We start from the raw sequence: 13,468 nt of genomic DNA, 5'->3' as shown, positions 1-13,468 counted from the left end.
GCGCCCGCAACGGTCAGCTTAAGTCAGACGTCGGGTTCGGCTAGCTGCCGGGACGACCAGCGCACGAGTCGGCTCAGCTCGGGATAAAAGTCGCGCTTGAGCGGATCATCGATAAACCGGGGCCCTTTGAGATGGGTTCAGCTCAATTATCTCCGCACTGCGGAGATAAAGGCAGCCGGTGGTGCAATGCAGTCACTGCTGCTGTCCGGGTAGATCCCGACGCAAGCCTATCCTGCTCCGCTCCCTGATATCCGCCAGGCAAGCCAACCAAAGGGTCCCCAGCGCTCGATTAAATCTTGCTTAATAGTCAAATAAACAGTGGTCCCGTGATTGTTGTACGGAACCACATTTCCGGTAGCAATGTTAGGAGTGCGCGGTGCAATCGCAATCGTCTGGTCGTAGCTTACGACGTTATAAGCTAGACATGCCAAGCCAATGGCTAAGCAACCCAATAAATAGGGGAGAAGCCAACGCGTTTATCGCTCATTGCCCGCCCCCCCTTAACGACAGGATGAATCGTTGTACCCGTGCGTATGACAGAACCACCTCCACCTCCGCCTACACCAACGCCGACCGTTAAACCACCGCCGTAGCTTGCGGGATTCAGCGGGCTTGCTCGGATCTTGAAAGACATCAATACTGCCTACGGGCCTGCACCGAGATCAACGGAGCCATTATTAAACGGACCACCATAGTCATTTATTGTTGTCGCCCCTGGATATAGGCCCACACTTAGCCCCATGGCGCCGTTACCTCCAACACCGACACCAGGTACGTTCTTTTGATTTGAGACGCTATACCAACCAAGGTTTCCTTGGTCGTCAAAAACCAATCCTACGCCGCCCGAAAATGCCAAGGGTGTACCTGGATAGTAACGCCGATGGGGAGCCCAACGTGAGCGGCCCAGTTGTTTAGCGTCTCGTTTTCGGCAGCCGTCGCTGCGCCTGAGGGATTTTGTCCCACGCTCCCGCGATACCTCCAGCCGTCAACATCGAGATTGCGGCTAAAGCGGCCGGGGGGATTTTTCCGTTGCTGTCGATTAGCGGATTGACAAGCGCACTAGTTGCCCCGCCAATGGCACCACCCGCGCACCCCGTGCCATTCGCTGCCCCCGGCCGCACACCCCAATGCCGCGTGCGCCAAATTGTAGCCAATAGTACCCTTCGCCAGAAACGAAGTCTGGTCCTGGCCCGCGGTGCCGATCGCGAATGCCCCCGCAGCAGCCGCCTCCTGCGTCAGCGCATCTTTCAGCGCGTTACCAAAACTTCCCCCCTCGATTGCTGTGCCAACACCAGCCGAGATACCCGCTTCGCCCAACATCGCCAAAGCACGGGTCTCAAGCGTCGTCGCGGTGGAAGTGCTCGCCTGGTTAATTGTGCTGCCGCTTGACGGATTGACACCGGCGAGGCTGGCGAGCGGTTACTTCGATCAATTACGGTCCCAAAGCCCGATCGAGATAGTCGTGCAACAAGATTGCACGGGCTTTCAAATCGGCTGGGATCGCAAGATCCTGAGCCAGGTTTGCCAAGCGCCAACGCAAGATCATGTAAATCTCTGTGCCAGTTGCCCCCTCCACAAGCGCACCACGAACTTGATCTGCATGCTCACGCAAGCCAACTTTATCCAGTGAATCGGCTATGGCCTTCGCCTCTTGATACGGGTCGCTCGCCATCGAATTTTTCACTGTGTGCCAAACGACTTCATCTGGACTCCACCGCTCGGCACCACAACTTCGATGTCCCCTCCGGGGTTTGTACCAACTGGCGGCGCAGGACGAGTAACGAAGGAGGTCCCTGACTTCAAGATGGCCGTTTCCACGAAATTAGCGTTGGTTACATTCTCCGGCGGAATGCCATCTAGCCCCGGATAGTTCGGCGTGGTCAAAGGATTCTGCAATGACCAGAATTGTGCCTCAGCAGCCTGACTTTGACCTAGCGTCCCTATCCGGTACAGAGTTGCCCCTTGTTGTACTTAGCTAATCGCGTTAAGTGCCGCCGGAGCGTTCGATTGAAGAGCAGGCCCATATGGCGTCGTAACGCTATTTTTCGATCCGGTTATCGACTCCGTTGCACCGGCCGCATCCATCGGCGTTGCGACTGACAACACCGCCGCGGTCGCCGGAGAGAAATACCCGGAACTGATCAGTGCCTGCTGCAGGTTCTGCGCGTACACGCTGTTGGAGACGTCGTTCCAGTTCGTGGTTGCGACCGATTTCGCGCTCACATCCTGATTCGCCAGCCCAGTGAGGAACTGAACACAAGCGGAGCTGCCTTGGCAGTCAGCCCGCGCATCGCTCACGCTAATGCCGTAACCGCTTAGAGCATCATTTTTTACTTCGGCACATCCAGTCACACTGTTGCAGTTCTGCGCGTTCTGCTGCTGTGTTGAAACGCTCTGGTAATTAGAGACCGTTGATTAACGCAGGCGGTATCGCCTTGCGCACAAGCCTTCAATGGCGCAGTCAGATTCGCCGTCTGAAGATGATTCAGGTAGTTGTTCAGCGTCTCGTTTTCGGCAGAGGTCGCTGCACCAACCGCGTTTTGTCCGAGCGCGCCCACAATTCCCCCAGCAGTCAACATTGTGATGGCAGTCAGCAAGGCCGGCGGAATGTTGCCGTTGCTGTCGATCAGCGGATTGACAATCGCACTGGCAGCCCCGCCAAAGGCACCTCCTGCACAGCCAGTTCCCTGTGCTGCTGAACTGGCGCATCCCAACGCCGCCTAAACTGCTGCGGAAACGGTAAGACCAGCACGCCATCACCGATATTCGTCGATTTCAATCGTTCCGCCGAGGGCTTTCATCATCGCTTTGATGTCTTCGGGAACATCGGGCACTCGGTCGCCGCTCTCGTTACTCCAGTAGCAGAAGAAGCGCATCCGCGCACCTAGGCGCTCAACAAGCTCCCGAAGACCAGTGCGTGGCAATGCCAAGCGCTCGATTAGATAACGAAGATGCGGCTCCAACTGATCGCCATGGGCTGCTGGCTTGCTTTCCAGCGCCCATAGGTCAAGCTTTCCCAAGCGCTCACTTAACCGCCCCGAGGGCAGCAGGTATGGCTGTCCTTTGGTGATTGTTCGACTCGGCGATACCCCAAAATAGTCAGTCCAAACCTCCGGAGCAGTACCATCGGACGAAATAATGAAAGTCGCATGAGTAAGCGTATGCATACTTTCCTGCAAAGTGAAGGAATTACGGGGCATAGTTGTGCAGGTTATCGATAATTTCACCGTTGAACTCAACGTCCCCGTTGCTATGGAAAATGACGTTGTCCGCTGGCCCCAGGCCGTTTGCCGGTTTGAGCACATGTAGCATGTCCCCAAACGACGCTTTCCCGCCGCATGAGCGCTCAGACGGGCGTGTAGATCGCGAGCTTCAGCGCCGGGTCATCGTTCGCCTGAAACGTGGCGTATTCGTAACGCTGCGCACCCCGCTCCGGGTGCGCGAGCAACTTCTGTCCGGCCGCGCCGCTGCGGATGTCATGCGCGTTCCACCACCTCGCGAACTCCGGGCTCTCTGTGCGTACGCGCTCGACCAGTTCGACGAACGCTGAATCGTCGGCATGGAGATCGTAAATAGCACGAAAGAGCGCGATCATGCGGCGAGCTTCGTCTGACCAGGCGGCCCCGAACAGTCGCCGCGATCCCGGTTCGATGAACATGAATACCAGGATGTTGCGATCCGCTTCGGCGAGGCGGTCAAAGCCGAGGATATCCGCGGCGGCGGCGTTCCACGTCAGGATGTCCCAGCGCCGGCCAGTCACGTAAGCCGGCAGATCGAGGCTCGCGACCAGACGCTCAATGGCCGGCGGTACGCTCTCGCGGACAAACGCGCGGCGATCGCCATTGCGTGCGAGCGCTCGCAAATGCGCCGCGTCGACCTTGCCGAGACGCAGGGCGCGTGCGAGGGCGTCGAGGGTGGCATCGGACGGACGAATCGTTCGGCCTTGCTCGAGCCGGATATACCAGTCCACGCCGATGCCCGCCAGCTCTGCCACTTCTTCGCGTCGCAGGCCCGGTGTACGACGGCGCCGGCCGCCGTTGAGACCGACCGCGTCCGGGCTTAATTTCTCCCGTCGCGAGCGCAGGAAATCGCCAAATTCGCTTCGACTCGATGTCGCCATGATCGTCCCTTTCCATCGATGGTGGCACGCGTGAGTCCTAGGATAGTACTAGGCCTTGTTGTCCATTCTAGGACTGCCAGAATGCTCCAGTCCAATTACGCATAACGGAGCACGATCATGAAAGCTGCGATTCTGAAGGCGCTCGGCCAGCCGCTCGCGATCAACCAGATGCCGGATCCGGCGATCGGCACGGGCGAAGTCGTTGTTGATGTCGCCGCTGCGCCGGTGCTTTCCTACGCGAACGAAGTATTTAGCGGCGAGCGCCAATACCCGATCGATCTTCCGATGGTTCCCGGCTGCGGCGCGATCGGCCGCGTGCGTGCGAGCGGTCCGGACGCCACGCATCTGAAGCCGGGCGATTGGGTGTTCTGCGACCCGACCGTGCGTTCGCGCGACGACGCCCTGATGCCCGACATCGCGCTGCAGGGCTGGAGCGCGCGCGGCGACGGCGCCAAGCGCCTGCAACGGTATTTTCACGATGGTCCCTTCGCCGAACAGGTGCGGGTGCCCACTGAAAACGCGATTCGTATCGGCGAGATCGATCCTGACGATGCCACTCGCTGGTCCGCGCTTAACGTCATGCTCGTACCCTATGGCGGACTGCTGGCGGCCAATCTGCAAGCCGGCGAGAAGCTGCTTGTGAGCGGAGCGACCGGTAATTTCGGGAGCGCAGGCGTGGCCGTCGCGCTCGCGATGGGCGCGCGCTGCGTCGTCGCTCCGGGGCGTAATGAACGAGCGCTCGCGGACCTGGAGCGCCGCTTCGGCGAGCGCGTGCGGACCGTGAAGCTCTCAGGCAACGAAGACGAGGACCGCGAACGGATGCGGCAGGCGTCCCCCGGTCCGATCGATTGCGTGATGGATCTGCTGCCGCCCTCCGCCACGACGACAACCGTGCGCGCGGCGGTCATGGCTGTGCGCCCCTATGGGCGCGTCGTGCTGATGGGGGGCGTCGGCATGCTCGGCGGCGAGGGGCTCGACCTGCCCTATCCGTGGATCATGCGCAACGACATCACGGTGCGCGGCAAATGGATGTATCCGCGCGAAGCGGTGACGCGCATGACGGGCCTGATCCGGGCCGGCCTGCTGGATCTCGGCCACTTCGACGTGACGACGTTCCTGCTCGATGACGCCAATGACGCGGTAACCCACGCAGCCGCGAACGGCGGCCCATTCAGGATAACTGTGATCCGACCTTAGACGGCGCGGGCTCGCACCTCATACTAAAGCTGCACGATAACGAATGAGGCGTATCCACCGCTAGTTCGAATCGGTTGTCGACGATGTAGCCCCGTTGTCGAGTGGCTGAAGCTGATCGACATCTACCTCTCTGCGATCGGCGACACGCGACCCGTTTGAGACACCCGGACGCGATTGGCGACGGACTGCAATCGGGTCGATATGAGTCATCTACCCATATCAATTCGCCTGCTGTTCGTCGACCATTGCGGCCAGCAGCCGGTGCGCTGGCCGTCGGCGGACGACGGCTGCACCAGTGAGACAACCCGGTATTTGAATGCCAATTAACGTTATCCCGGAGGCGGGAAATGACGGTGCTGGTGGCTGTGGCCGGGCCATAACAGCGGTTGTTGGCAACCGCGAACGGGCGATTCGCGTGAATGCTTCTGGAGGAGGCTTGAGCGAGGGATCCAACAATTAGCTGGGACACTACACGCGCCAGCGCACATACCACATGTTCATGTCAATACGATGATGGTTGTTACCGGCCGTCGAGCGCTTCGCCGCGTAGCCGGGCACCAGCGATGCTTGGATGCGGCGTCGTGACAACGGCTGCGGCCAACGACGAAGTTATGTCGATTGCCGCACATAGGGGAGCAGAGACAAATGAACGTCATCGATACGTGGACCATCGCGTCCGTAAATAAAGTGGCCATTCACTCTCAAGGCTTCACCCCTGTAGTCGAAGCGGTCGTGAACGCGTACTTGCCCAAGGGCGTGATGTTGGTTGCACTGCTGTGGTGGGTCTGGTTCAGGCACGAACGTGCGGAAGGACCTGACGGCGAGGCCGTCCGGCGACACCAGCGCGAACTCGTCGTGATCGCCCTCGCGAGCGGCCTCATCGCGCTGGTGGCCGGCCGCCTGCTTGCGCACTACCTGCCGTTTCGCCTGCGGCCGATGTATGAACCGGCGTTGCGTGCATTCTTTCCTGAGGCCAACGTGGACGAGCCGGTGCTGCGAACGTGGAGTTCGTTTCCGAGCGATCACGCCATGCTCTGGTGTGCGGTCGCTATGGGCATTTTCCTCGCCTCGCGGCCCGTGGGGATCTACGCGCTATTGCACGCCGTGGTGCTGATCGGCCTGCCGCGCATCTATCTCGGCGTGCACTACCCGACGGACGTGCTGGCCGGTGCGGCGCTCGGCATCGGCATCACATACGTGATGAGCGCCAGGGCGATACGCACGCGCGTCGCCGCACCGATGCTGGCATTCGCGCAGCGCTATCCCGGCGTGTTTTATGGCGCCGCGTTCGTGCTTAGCTTCGAGTTGGCGACACAGTTCCAGGAGCTGCGCGTGTTGGCGCACGTCCTGATACATGGGATGTAGTTGGTCGGGAAGGTGTGGAGAGGAGGCGCTCATCACCCCCTACTGGACACGCTCGCACGCATGGCTTGGATCTGATCGGTGGAGGAAGGCGTTCAAAGCTGGATCGCCTGCTCGTGGCTTGTGGGGCCGCAACGGCCGACGAACGGGTGTCCTTTTGCCGATGGAGAACGTCAGGATTGCGGTAGAACCGCGGACATTCGTTGCCAGCAAGCGAATGTCGGTAACTGGCCGCGCTCTGCCTGTCGGCGATCGTTGGGACCGGACCCAAACCGGCGGGTCAGTACCTTGAGAAACGGATACTCAATGTTTGAACTGGGCATCATTGCAGAACGATGCCGTTGAAGAAACTACAGACGACACAATGGGGTGAGCGATGCGGGGCGCCAGTTGGCCTGTTGCGGGCGGATTTGCTGCGGAGGGCGCGGCTTGCTGCGGATCAGGAGGCGGTCATGAAGATGCGGCCGACTAGCCGGCTAAATTCCACCGGTGGCGTTGATTTGATCATGCGGCACATGTCAAAGACTGGCCCGGCATCCGGGCGATTCGCGAGACCAATTGCTTCATCTACCGAAATCCTGCGCTCCATGAGGCAGCCGGTCTTGTCATGTAAAGAGAATTCGAACTCCCAATGGGTCGCAAGAATCCCCTTGGATTTGTGGACTGCAAATATTTTGGCGAACATCACCATCTCTCAGTATTTTTATTTACTTTAATTCCCGAGCGCTTTTGGAACTGTGACAGGATGCGTCCAAAAGCTGCCGGTTTCGTGGCGTGGATTTTAGGTCAGGCATAAAGACTGCTCAATCCCCTCCGAAGCAGGGAGACCTGTCGTGGCCTATTGTGACCAGCCCGGATTCGCATCGAAGCCCGGGAAGTGATCCCAAAAAAGCCCGGATTTCCTGGGCCAGCAATTCCGGTTGTTCGAGCGCCGCGAAGTGACCGCCTTTTGGCATGACACTCCACCGGCACAGCAGTGCCGAACCCCATCGGCGCTTCGTTCAACGCGGCTTCAGTTCGACGGGCGGATCGGCACGATAGCCGCCGCCGAGCGCCTTCGTCAACGCAATCTCCTGACTAAGCATCTGACCATCGAGCGTGAGCAGGGCAACCTGTTCCGCGATCACGGGCTGGCGTGCTTCGAGCGCCGCGAGCCGGCTCGTCAGTCCGCGTTGATAATATGCTTCGACGCTGTCCCTCGCGAACGCAACCGATTCGATCCGTTGCTTCTGCAACGCGGTCTGAGCATCGAGGGCCTGCAGACGGCTGCCCGTCTGCGCGACATCGCGTACCGCGTTGAGGACGGCCTGGTTGTACTGCTCGATCAACAGGTTGCTTCCCTCGCGTGCGCCGCTCAGGTTCGCGTTGAGCCTGCCGCCGTCGAAGATCGGCAAGTACAGGCCCGGAATCAGGTTGATCTGCTGGCTTGCATGCGTGAAGAGGTCGGCGAGGTGCAATGCGTCGAAGCCGAAGAACGCCTTGATGTCGAAGCTCGGATAGAACGCCGCCTTCGCCGCGTCGATCCGGTCGAACGACGCCTCTACATACCATCGCATTGCCTGCAGATCGGGACGCCGTGCGAGCAGTTCGTATGAAAGCGTCGCCGGCAGGGCCGCCTGCGAGCGCGGCAGTGCCACGGGCTCGATAGCCGGCAAACCGTTGGGGCCCGCACCGGCCAGCGCCCGCATCGATTCGCGAAACTGCTTTATCTGCCCTTGCGCCGACACGATCTGCAGTTCGATGGCCAGTTGCTGCGCCCGTGCTTCTTCGAGCAGGGTGCGGGCTTCGAGGCCGCGCGCCGCGCGCGCTTCGTGTGCTTGCACCCCGAACACCGCTACCTCATGCGATTCGTTCAGCAGATCGATGAGCTGGCAAGTCGTTTGGATACCGTAGTAAAGCTGCGCGACATCTGTCGAGATTTCGAGTTCGACAGCGGACGTCTCGGCGAGCCGCGCATTGCTCACACCGAGCGACGCGGCGATTTGCGCACGCTGCTTGCCCCAGATGTCGACGTCCAGGCTCGCGCCGAGCCCGACGATGCCCTCGGTGTACCAAGGACCCGTCAGCCCCGCAGCCGGTTCGTTCTTCGCGAACGGGCCGAGAAAGCCGTTCGCGGAAATATGCTCGCGATCCAGCGACGCCAGCGCAGCCACCTGAAGGTTCGATCCCGCTCTGGCAAGCTCGACATCGGACTTCGCCTGCGCGACGCGCGTGCGCGCAATCACCATCGTCGGCGCATTGGCGAGCGCCTGATCGATCAGCGCGTCGAGCTGCGCATCGCGATAGCGCGTCCACCAGCGCGCGGCGGGCCAGCCATCGCGCGCGAGATGGATGTCGTCGGCGAGATTGATCTGCCCGGTCGCGATCTCGGTATAGGGCGTGCCGTTATGATGGATCAGCGCGCAACCCGGCAGCATGAATGACATCCACGCGACGCATAAAAAGCATCGACGCCATCGCCACTCGCGTAGACCCGATCGCGCATTCATGATGCCTCCCGCCGGGCCGCCCCAAGGGGTGCATCCGCCCCCCTCGGGGGGCAGCGAACGATAGTGAGCGTGGGGGCAGTTCATGTTCGTATGGCCTGTGATGAGGGCGCCGCGACGCGTGCCTCGACGCGCCAGTCCGGCAACCCCGCGACCTGCCGCGACAGTTCGTCCGCTGCGGCGATGAGCGGCCCGTCGGCCGGTTGGGTCGGTTCGACAGCTTGCGCAGCGATCCCGATGCGTTGCGGCGCGCGGGCGTCGGGCGGATTCCGGGCGAGATCTTCCGCGTATCGGTTAAGTTCGGCTGAGGCCTGTTCCTGTGTCGAGCGCACTGCATCGACCGTTCGTGGGCTCGACGATCCCGCTTGCGCCGCCAGCGTGTTGAACAGCGCATCGCCCGCCAGCATGATCTCGCGTCCCTGCGCGAGAACCGTTTGCACGCGCAGTGTCAGTTGCGCCTGCTCCACTTCCTGCCAGTCGGGCTCGAGCGCGACTCGCGACAGCGTCGCTTCGCAATCGGCCAGCACGGCCCACGCCTGCAACTGCCGCTGCGCATAGGGCAACTCGTCCCGTTGGTCGACGCCCGCCTGTGGAGTACGCAATTGTGCGGCAATGGCGCGCAGCATCGTGGCGAGTTTCTGCCGCAGCACGTCGCCCTCGCCCTCCCGCCAGAACGACATCTGCACGAAGGTCGCCACGCCGACGCCCAGCAGAATGCCCACCATCCGGTCGCGGATTTCAGTCAGATTCGTGGTTGGGCTGAACTGGTCGAGCAACGCAAGCGAGAAGGTGAACATCACCTGGATGCCGGCATAGCCGATCCTCTCCGAACCCGCCGATATCCACGCCCCGAGCGCAACGGCAGGCAACGCCATCAGCAACAAGCCGACGATGCCGTCGAGATGCGGAACGATGAACACGACCATGAACAACGCCAGCGCGCTGCCGACGGCGGCCCCGGCCAGCCGCAGCAACGCACGCTGCGTCGATGCGCCGAGGCTCGGCAGCGCGACGATCAGGCAAGTCAGCATGATCGTGTGGACGCCCTGCCAGTCGACGGCGTTGTAGAACACGTAGCAGACGAAAACGGCGAGCAGCGTCTTCAGCGAAAAACGCATGTACGCGGGATTGGTCCATGCGTCGGGCGCGACCATCGGCTCGCTCGCGGGCGGCTTGCCGGGTTCCACACCGCTTGCGACGAGATCCGCGTACGAATGCAGCGCCCGCTGCAATTCGCCTGCGGCGGGAGTCGCGTCGGCTGCATTGCGCTCTTCAGGTGTCGCCGTGCTCACGTAGCGATAGGGCTCGCCCGACATCACCGATTCGTCAAGCGCCCGAACGTTCGCGCGCAGCTCGCGCAACATCGCAAGCCGCGCCGCCGACGCGTCTGGCCAACTGAGCGGCAGTTCACTCGCACCGCGATAAAGACGCGACACTGTCGCGATGCATGCAAGCTGCAACGTCTGATGCTCGCGATAGTGGGCGTCACGCATCGCCGTGAACCGCAGCAGCTTCTGCAGCGTGAGCGCGCCTTGCTGGACGGCCGCCAGCGTAATCGGCGCGGCGCTCGTCGTACCGTCGATCGGTTGCCTCAGGTGCGTGTCCAGCGCCGCGAGTTGCCGATGGATTTCCGCCTTGAGCTGCAATTGCGGTTCGGCAGGCAACAGCAACGTATTGACCACGAGCGTCAGCGCAATCGGATAATTTACGGCGATCCATACCCACAACACCGCGCGAATCAGCAGGTCGGCTTGATCGGTCTGGTCCACAAAGCTCTGCACGTAGATCACGACGATCGCGACGATGAAGAACACTACGCCGATTTTCAGCACCCGCATGAGGTACACGCTGCCGAAGAACAGCAGGCTCGCGACGACGATGCGCAGCAACGGATAGTCGAATGTGAACTTCAGCAGCAGGATCGACAGGCCGATCCCGAGCGTGGACCCGACGATGAACATCACGCCGACCAGCCGCGTGACCACCACGTTCGACTGCGTGACGTAGAACACCACCAGCAGCGACAGTGCGAGCTCCGGCACTTCGAGCGCCATCGACACGACGATCACGATGGCGCTCGTCAGCATGCAACGCAGCATCACGTTGACGCGACCGGGGAAAGGCGCAAGCTCGCGCCTCAGGAACGCGCCGGCATCGCGCAGTGTGACAGGCAGGTAGTCGGCGGCGGCCATTGGCGCTCCTTAATGGCGCTCGCCGTCGTTGCCGCGCCCGGGTTGCAGCACGGCCACCGCCGACGTACCGACGCGAAACAGATCCGGGTTCGGATTGTCGACCCGGATCTTGACCGGGAAGCGCTGCGACACATGGACCCAGTTAAGCGTGCGTTGAATGCGCGGCAACCCGCCGGGCAATGCAAGGCCGGCTTCATCGGTCGCGACGCCATAACTGATCGAATCGACGGCACCCTGGAAACGCTGACCCGTATCGCTCATCAGGTACACCGTGGCGGGCGACCCGGCCCTGACGCCCTTGAGTTCCGTCTCGCGAAAGTTCGCGACCACATACCAGTGGCGCGTGTCGATCAATGTGAAGACGGGTTTGAGCGCCGACGCAAACTGCCCCGTCGATGTCTTCAACGACACAATGCGTCCGTCAAACGGTGCACGCACGGTCGCATACTCGAGGTTCAGTTCGGCAATCGCGATCTCCGCCATGACTACGGCACGTTGCGCGACCAGCGCGTCGACGCCGCTCACAGCCGCTGCCGCCTGCTGCGCCTGCAGTTGCGCGGCACTGAGTTCGGCCTGCGTGGCGCGTTGCGCGGTGCGCGCACGGTCGACGTCTTCCGCCGACACATAACCGTGTGACAACAGCGGCTCCATGCGGTGCAGCGTATCGGACGCCTGGCTGGCTGCGGCTCGCGCGCGCTCGACAGCCGCACGCACCGATTGCGCGTTGTACTGCTGCGCATTGACCGTGCGCTGGGTCAGCTCGATCTGGCGGTCGAGCGCGACGAGGGACGCCTTGCCCCGCGTCAGCGCATCCTGATACGAACGCGGATCGATGCGGAACAGCAGGTCGCCCTGCTTCACCGCCTGATTGTCGCGCACGGCCAGTTCGACGATGCGCCCGCTGACCTCGGGCACGACGTCGATCGTATCCGCATAGACATAGGCGTCGTCGGTGCGCGGCGCGCGATCCCACACCCGGATGACGTAGACAAGCAGCAACAATGTCACCACGACCAGGACAATGGCCGGCCATTTTCTCTTCGATGTCCCGCTGGCTGTCGTCGCCATTCATCCGCCTGAGAAATTCAATGTTGGAACAGCATCAACCAGACAGCGAGCGCGAGAAAAGCGACAAGCGTGGGATACACCACGGCCGAAGGTCCCATCAGATGGCCAGCCTGCAAACGCTTGACGATCAGATAGATGACGACCGTGAGCGCAACGCCCGCGACGATACAAAACAGCCAGTCGGGAAAGTACGCGCCGAGCACGCCAATGGATGGCGAACTTTCGCACCCTGACACGAGACCCGCGGCAATCGCGGCCATCCCGATTGCACGCTTTGGACATCTGCCTCTGGCGAGTGGAATATGTCGTTTCAAAGTCGTCCCTGCGGTTGGAATCAATGTCACACCTTGCAGCCACGCCAATGCGTTTTGCCTCAAATTTCGGGGTTTTGGACAGCGAGGGGGAAACAGGTTCAGGAGCGCCGTTCTTGTACCGGTCAGTGTGGATGCACCTTTTCAAGTAGTAGCCCGCGCTCCGCTTGTGGAGAGATTGTAGACATACTAATCGATCACAATAACGCCGAAAGAGGCATTCCGCATTATATGAATATCCAATGTCGCCGCAAGAAACAACGATATAAAATTGAGCGCTGAGCTCGTCGCCGCACCGTGCATGCCTCGACGGATTCCCAGGTTTTCGGACCTTCAAGCGATGCTATCCAGCAGGTCCAGCAACGCGTCCCCGTCGACAGGCTTTCTGAAGAAACCTAATGCGCCTCTCTGCAGATAGTAGTCTTCCGCATGCTCGCTCGGTTTGCCTGTGATAATTATGACGGGCGTGGCTGCGTCCGAATGAACCGTTCTATCGAGCACTTGAATGCCGTCAATGGGCCGCATTCCCAGGTCGGTGATAACGCATACCAGACCTGAGTGGCCGTCGGAAAAAAAATCTAATGCAGATTCGTAGGCCCGTGTTCCGTACCCGCCAGAGGCCAACAGGTTCGCAAGAGACGTCAGAACGCGTCGGTCATCATCAATCACGGCAACGGTTCGAACCGGAGGCGTGGGCATTTTTTTCTCCAGGTCCTCGAGTCCAACAAAGAA

Annotated in this window: 12 protein-coding genes and 1 pseudogene; 2 read left to right on the top strand and 11 right to left on the bottom strand. The window is 61.0% G+C overall.

The genetic code is table 11. The annotated features are described in order from the left end of the window. Positions 1-1,059 precede the first annotated feature (1,059 nt). The 5 genes and pseudogenes from EOS_RS49175 to EOS_RS09230 form a co-directional block, all read right to left on the bottom strand. Positions 1,060-1,398 (bottom strand): annotated as a pseudogene (locus tag EOS_RS49175) (DUF637 domain-containing protein); the annotation flags it as partial. A gap of 34 nt (positions 1,399-1,432) precedes the next feature. Continuing rightward, a complete protein-coding gene (locus EOS_RS09245) occupies positions 1,433-1,672 on the bottom strand; it encodes a hypothetical protein (protein WP_047846318.1) in 240 nt (79 codons plus the stop codon). A gap of 299 nt (positions 1,673-1,971) precedes the next feature. Then, the gene (locus EOS_RS09240; RefSeq protein ID WP_047846317.1) at positions 1,972-2,223 is read right to left on the bottom strand and encodes a hypothetical protein; all 252 of its coding nucleotides are present in this window, start codon (positions 2,221-2,223) and stop codon (positions 1,972-1,974) included. 533 nt (positions 2,224-2,756) lie between these two features. After that, positions 2,757-3,167 (bottom strand): DUF4279 domain-containing protein, encoded by a 411-nt coding sequence (locus tag EOS_RS09235; protein WP_235442751.1) that lies wholly within the window; start codon positions 3,165-3,167, stop codon positions 2,757-2,759. A gap of 179 nt (positions 3,168-3,346) precedes the next feature. Continuing rightward, the gene (locus EOS_RS09230) at positions 3,347-4,120 is read right to left on the bottom strand and encodes a helix-turn-helix transcriptional regulator (protein WP_047846315.1); all 774 of its coding nucleotides are present in this window, start codon (positions 4,118-4,120) and stop codon (positions 3,347-3,349) included. 117 nt (positions 4,121-4,237) lie between these two features. On the opposite strand from EOS_RS09230, the gene EOS_RS09225 reads away from it, so the two are divergent. Further along, positions 4,238-5,317, top strand: a complete 1,080-nt coding sequence (locus EOS_RS09225; RefSeq protein ID WP_047846314.1) for an MDR/zinc-dependent alcohol dehydrogenase-like family protein — start codon at positions 4,238-4,240, stop codon at positions 5,315-5,317. A gap of 645 nt (positions 5,318-5,962) precedes the next feature. Further along, positions 5,963-6,682 carry a phosphatase PAP2 family protein gene (locus EOS_RS09220; protein WP_047846313.1) on the top strand — a complete coding sequence of 240 codons (720 nt, stop codon included), beginning with the start codon at positions 5,963-5,965 and terminating at the stop codon, positions 6,680-6,682. Between the two features lie 436 nt (positions 6,683-7,118). Here the strand turns inward: EOS_RS09220 and EOS_RS09215 are convergent, their stop codons facing one another. The 6 genes from EOS_RS09215 to EOS_RS09190 all read right to left on the bottom strand — a co-directional run bounded on the left by EOS_RS09215 (position 7,119) and on the right by EOS_RS09190 (position 13,435). Further along, on the bottom strand, positions 7,119-7,364 hold the full coding sequence (locus tag EOS_RS09215) for a hypothetical protein (RefSeq protein ID WP_152693100.1): 246 nt from the start codon (positions 7,362-7,364) through the stop codon (positions 7,119-7,121). A 316-nt stretch (positions 7,365-7,680) separates the two neighbouring features. After that, positions 7,681-9,168 carry an MdtP family multidrug efflux transporter outer membrane subunit gene (locus EOS_RS09210; protein WP_326972911.1) on the bottom strand — a complete coding sequence of 496 codons (1,488 nt, stop codon included), beginning with the start codon at positions 9,166-9,168 and terminating at the stop codon, positions 7,681-7,683. 80 nt (positions 9,169-9,248) lie between these two features. Then, positions 9,249-11,357, bottom strand: a complete 2,109-nt coding sequence (locus EOS_RS09205; RefSeq protein WP_047846310.1) for an FUSC family protein — start codon at positions 11,355-11,357, stop codon at positions 9,249-9,251. A 9-nt stretch (positions 11,358-11,366) separates the two neighbouring features. Further along, positions 11,367-12,425 (bottom strand): multidrug transporter subunit MdtN, encoded by a 1,059-nt coding sequence (mdtN, locus tag EOS_RS09200; RefSeq protein WP_047846309.1) that lies wholly within the window; start codon positions 12,423-12,425, stop codon positions 11,367-11,369. Between the two features lie 17 nt (positions 12,426-12,442). Next, positions 12,443-12,685, bottom strand: coding sequence for a YtcA family lipoprotein (locus EOS_RS09195; RefSeq protein ID WP_047846308.1), 243 nt, complete (start codon positions 12,683-12,685; stop codon positions 12,443-12,445). A 384-nt stretch (positions 12,686-13,069) separates the two neighbouring features. Next, positions 13,070-13,435 carry a response regulator gene (locus tag EOS_RS09190; protein ID WP_047846307.1) on the bottom strand — a complete coding sequence of 122 codons (366 nt, stop codon included), beginning with the start codon at positions 13,433-13,435 and terminating at the stop codon, positions 13,070-13,072. Positions 13,436-13,468: the final 33 nt, after the last annotated feature.

Source organism: Caballeronia mineralivorans PML1(12) (genome assembly GCF_001028175.1).
Taxonomy (GTDB): Bacteria; Pseudomonadota; Gammaproteobacteria; order Burkholderiales; family Burkholderiaceae; genus Caballeronia; species Caballeronia mineralivorans.
The sequence above is the reverse complement of the archived record's forward strand: the minus strand, read 5'-3'. Positions and strand labels throughout refer to the sequence as shown.

Bases quoted from the DNA above. Each gene is read 5' to 3' on its own strand.
- EOS_RS09215 (WP_152693100.1), bottom strand. From the start codon at position 7,364: ATGTTCGCCAAAATATTTGCAGTCCACAAATCCAAGGGGATTCTTGCG.
- EOS_RS09210 (WP_326972911.1), bottom strand. From the start codon at position 9,168: ATGAATGCGCGATCGGGTCTACGCGAGTGGCGATGGCGTCGATGCTTT.
- EOS_RS09195 (WP_047846308.1), bottom strand. From the start codon at position 12,685: ATGGCCGCGATTGCCGCGGGTCTCGTGTCAGGGTGCGAAAGTTCGCCA.
- EOS_RS09220 (WP_047846313.1), top strand. From the start codon at position 5,963: ATGAACGTCATCGATACGTGGACCATCGCGTCCGTAAATAAAGTGGCC.
- EOS_RS09205 (WP_047846310.1), bottom strand. From the start codon at position 11,357: ATGGCCGCCGCCGACTACCTGCCTGTCACACTGCGCGATGCCGGCGCG.
- EOS_RS09235 (WP_235442751.1), bottom strand. From the start codon at position 3,167: ATGCATACGCTTACTCATGCGACTTTCATTATTTCGTCCGATGGTACT.
- EOS_RS09190 (WP_047846307.1), bottom strand. From the start codon at position 13,435: ATGCCCACGCCTCCGGTTCGAACCGTTGCCGTGATTGATGATGACCGA.
- EOS_RS09245 (WP_047846318.1), bottom strand. From the start codon at position 1,672: ATGGCGAGCGACCCGTATCAAGAGGCGAAGGCCATAGCCGATTCACTG.
- EOS_RS09225 (WP_047846314.1), top strand. From the start codon at position 4,238: ATGAAAGCTGCGATTCTGAAGGCGCTCGGCCAGCCGCTCGCGATCAAC.
- EOS_RS09230 (WP_047846315.1), bottom strand. From the start codon at position 4,120: ATGGCGACATCGAGTCGAAGCGAATTTGGCGATTTCCTGCGCTCGCGA.
- mdtN (WP_047846309.1), bottom strand. From the start codon at position 12,425: ATGGCGACGACAGCCAGCGGGACATCGAAGAGAAAATGGCCGGCCATT.